4 protein-coding genes are annotated in these 3,983 nt (G+C 37.6%); 2 read left to right on the top strand and 2 right to left on the bottom strand.

Features of this window, described 5'->3' with window-relative positions; all coding sequences use genetic code 11:
* Positions 1-212: 212 nt before the first annotated feature.
* Both L1D46_RS19905 and L1D46_RS19900 read left to right on the top strand, forming a co-directional pair.
* Positions 213-425, top strand: a complete 213-nt coding sequence (locus tag L1D46_RS19905) for a hypothetical protein (protein ID WP_233786743.1) — start codon at positions 213-215, stop codon at positions 423-425.
* Between the two features lie 13 nt (positions 426-438).
* A complete protein-coding gene (locus tag L1D46_RS19900) occupies positions 439-1,131 on the top strand; it encodes a response regulator (protein ID WP_178927122.1) in 693 nt (230 codons plus the stop codon).
* A 23-nt stretch (positions 1,132-1,154) separates the two neighbouring features.
* Here the strand turns inward: L1D46_RS19900 and L1D46_RS19895 are convergent, their stop codons facing one another.
* Positions 1,155-1,616 (bottom strand): hypothetical protein, encoded by a 462-nt coding sequence (locus L1D46_RS19895; RefSeq protein WP_167657796.1) that lies wholly within the window; start codon positions 1,614-1,616, stop codon positions 1,155-1,157.
* A gap of 66 nt (positions 1,617-1,682) precedes the next feature.
* Entirely contained in the window at positions 1,683-3,725 is a 2,043-nt protein-coding gene (locus L1D46_RS19890) for an ATP-binding protein (RefSeq protein WP_239978111.1), read from the bottom strand.
* Positions 3,726-3,983: the final 258 nt, after the last annotated feature.

Below are 3,983 nucleotides of genomic sequence, written 5' to 3'. Positions count from 1 at the left end.
CCATAAAATATACTTATTTCTTGTTATGATAATTTAAGCAAGATCCAGAAAGATAATGAAAAAATAGCGCTTATTACCTACAATCTTCGAATGAATTCTACAGTAGAATATAAAAGTTCATTATTTCGTATTAACTCCATATTTACTCCACATTGTTGCGTTTAAATGTCTATCAGAGGCAGAAGCCCATCTGAATATTTGATGCTAACAACATGGATAAAAAGAAAATGTTTTGCGAACACACTAATAACGAGCAGTTAAGCTTTTTTCAGCCGAATTCAAAATCTGAAAATGATTTACTCAATGAGGTCATGAATAGTGAAGACCTGCACGATATTCTGACTATGGTTTTACTAGATGAAACCTTATCAGACGCCCTTAAAGCGATGGTGAAGCAACAACTGAAAACAATAAAAAAAATATAAAACGGAAATAAAAATGCCGCAGATATTAGTCGTTGAAGACGACTTAGATATTGCAGAACAAGTACTGTTGTTCTTTAATGCATCTGGTTTTACTACTCACCACATCACTGATGGCAGTGCTGTGGTGTCGTGGGTTAAAGAAAATAATCCAGATGCAATAATTCTAGATGTAATGTTACCTAATTTAGATGGCGTGGAATGCATGAAGCAGATCCGCGCTTTTTCAATGGTGCCTATTATTATGGTAACCGCTAAAGTCGAAGAAGCTGATAGGTTAAAAGGGTTAGAACATGGCGCAGATGACTATGTATGTAAACCTTTTAGCGGTGCAGAGCTGGTGATGCGTGTTAAAGCTATTTTAAGACGCTGCGCGCCAGTATCTATTAGCAAGGAAACTGTTGAAACGCCTGCTACTATTTGCTTAAACGAAGATGCGCTTGAAGTTGAAATAAAGGGCGTGTCTTTGGGTTTAACTAAAGTAGAATTTGACGTATTCAAGCTTTTGTACAAAGCCCCTAAGCGTGTTTTTTCAAGGCAGCAGATACTTGATCACATTCAGCCCAATAACTTTGATATTACCGACCGCGTAATCGACAGTCACATCAAAAATATTCGTAAAAAACTGAAGAATTTACAGTTCTCTCCTAAGATAGTCGCTTCCGTTTATGGTGCAGGCTATCGCTATGATGAACGTCAAATCAATTGATTTGGCGTTCATCGCCTTTACTATTAATTACACACTGTACGTTCACCTTTTCGAATCGAATGGGTAAACACATACACTGATAATTCCCTTGCTTGAATATCTTGCCAAATTTGTTTGCTAGGAACAGGGCACAGCGCGTAATGTAAATATTGGCTAAGCGCTTCACCTTCAAGGGCTATCGAATAGGGCGTTCGTACATAGACCTGAATCGCATCAGTTGAGTACTTAATTTGATCTAATCGCCACTGGCCTAGTAAAAATTGCTTTGCAAAAAACTGAGAAATACGTTGTTTTGCAGCTTCAGACAGTGGAGGGTACTCTATTGGCTTTTCGTAGCTTGCATAATAGAGTGCTGCACTTAACAGCATGCTGGCAAGGGCCGCATAAATTGGCAGTGGGGACTTTTTGGTTTTTTTAACATTGCTTTGGCGATGTTTACGCTCAATAGATTTTGCCCATTGGGCGTGCTTTAATGACTCTGACATGGTTCCATTCCACAGTAGTTTATAGTGCTATTTAAGCAATAAAATGTGGTGGAAAAATGGAGAGGCTTATTTATTACCTAAAGGCAGTAAGATTCTAATACATAAGCCACCTGACTTACCCGGTAATGCGTTAATAGTACCTGACATCAATTCGACAAAACTCTGACAAATTGATAACCCTAAACCTGAGCCTCCTGATGCGCGGCTACGAGACTCTTCAACACGATATAAACGGTCAAAGAGCTTGCCAACATGGGCTTTAGCTACACTCGGAGAGGTATCATCGACTTGAATAAACAGCTCTTGTTTATTCGCTCTCACCTTTAGGCGAACATGGCCTGGGCAGTCAGTATATAGACAAGCATTAGTAAAAATATTGTTGAAGATCTGGTCGAGCTTTTGTTTATCTACCGTGATCTCAACATCATCAGCAATAACAATGTCAGCAAAAAAAGTTAGCTGATGGCTGCAAACATAACGGCGCATGTCTTGCTCGTATTCTGCAAAAATTTGTGCGGCATTATATTGTTGAAGGTTCAATGTAAGAGTTTTATTTTCAGCTTGCGATAACTGATATACATCTGAAATTAAGTTATTAAGTTGTGCTATCTTGCCATTAATTTTGCTGTAGGCGAGATCGCGGTTTTCTTGAATATCGAGCTCAAGCGCTTCTATATGCAGTTTCAATACGCTCAATGGGGTGCGTAATTCATGAGAGATATCAGCGAGCATTTTGTCTTTTTCAATTAAGTTATATTGATAAAGCTTGGCTTTAAATAACGCTTTTCGATGCTTGAAGTAATAGAGTACTAACGCAAGGATACTAAACAACAAAACAATACCAGCAGACAACAACCAAATCTGTTTTTCTAGTCGCTGGTTATTCATTTGTGCAGTTGCGAGTTTGTTTTTTTGTATTTCATCATCAATTCGTTGCTGTTGCTCGATTGCTGTTAATTGCTTTTTATTCTTTTCGACAGCTTGATTTAGATGTTCTTCAAACAAAGACTCGGCCAGTTCATTTTCAAGCTTTAGCTGCTCAGCTGCTAGCTTGTAATCACCTATCAATTCAGCATAAATTGCGGTATAGCCGTGCTGCTTTTGATTCAATAATCGGTTATTGATACCTAGTAACAACTCTTTTGTTCGACTTAAATAAAGACCAATTAGCTCAGGGTTTTTAAGGACTAAATGCAATTCAATTAAATTAAAGTAAGAGTAGATCTTACTTAACGCCGAGCCAGATTTAAGCGCTGCATTGAGCCCAGACTCAGCACTACTGAGAGCCATATGCTGGTTGCCTATTTTCAAATACAATTGCATTAACGTATGCTTCGCCGTCGCCATATTTTCATAGGCTTTGACGTCGGCTAAACGGGTAAAGGCGTTATTTAATAAGGGAAGAGCCTGCTCTAAATCGCCTCGTTTATACACCAGCTTGGCAAGTTGTAAACTGGTATCAGCAATATTCATTTGGTTTTTGGTTTTAATATCAAACTCGAGTGCTTTTTTATAGAAGTACTCAGATTGCGTGAGGTCATCAAGCCTGTGAGCAAGGTTTGCTAAGTTATAAAAGTTAGTGGCAACAAGTTCATAATTATCGCTGTTTTCTAATAACGCTTGTGCTTTTACCTGATGATGCATTGATTGTTCAAGATCATTTAGTGTGTCGTATAGTGAACCCAAATTGCTATGGCTTTGTGCTTGTAGGTTTTTGTCTTCAAGCTCGTTTGCAAGCGCTAAGGCTGCCATATAGTGTTTTTTTGCTTCTATTGTTTTTAATTGGCGACGATAGTTGATCCCCAACTCTTTTTGGATGTGGTATTGGTCCTTTTTGCTTAAACTAGCAAGCTTTTGTAATGGCGATAATAGTTCAATCGCTTTGTTGTAATGACCTTGTTTACGTAACAGAGGCGCTTGTGCCATCACAATTACAGGGCTCGATGTAGCGCTATTTTTATCTTTGTATTGCTCTAGAATAGTGAGTGCTTCAATGAGCTTGCCTTGGTTCTCAAGGTCAGTGACTTGATTTAATAGAGAGCTTGGTAGTGAGGTTGCTACACAGGAAAAAGACAGTAAACATGTAGCGATAAGTAAAGAGTATTTCATTTGCAGTTAGAATAAGCTTAAAGTGTGCTTATACTAACCAGCAAATGTGTGCAAATTATGGAGTTATTAGTTAGCGTTTATCACAACTAAACTTCAATTAATGATAAAGTTTTATCCTTAATTCAGTTACACCTGAGATGTTATGGTTTTTCATCTTTTTGTCTCAGTATCAAAAATTTCTGATTGTATTCAACCTACGGAATCCTAAAATCTAGATTTAAATAATTTATGCTCCATTAAATTAATAGTAAATAATTT

This window comes from Pseudoalteromonas sp. Isolate3 (assembly GCF_022398505.1).
Taxonomy (GTDB): domain Bacteria; phylum Pseudomonadota; class Gammaproteobacteria; order Enterobacterales; family Alteromonadaceae; genus Pseudoalteromonas; species Pseudoalteromonas apostichopi.
This window is presented reverse-complemented; position numbering and strand designations above follow the sequence as displayed.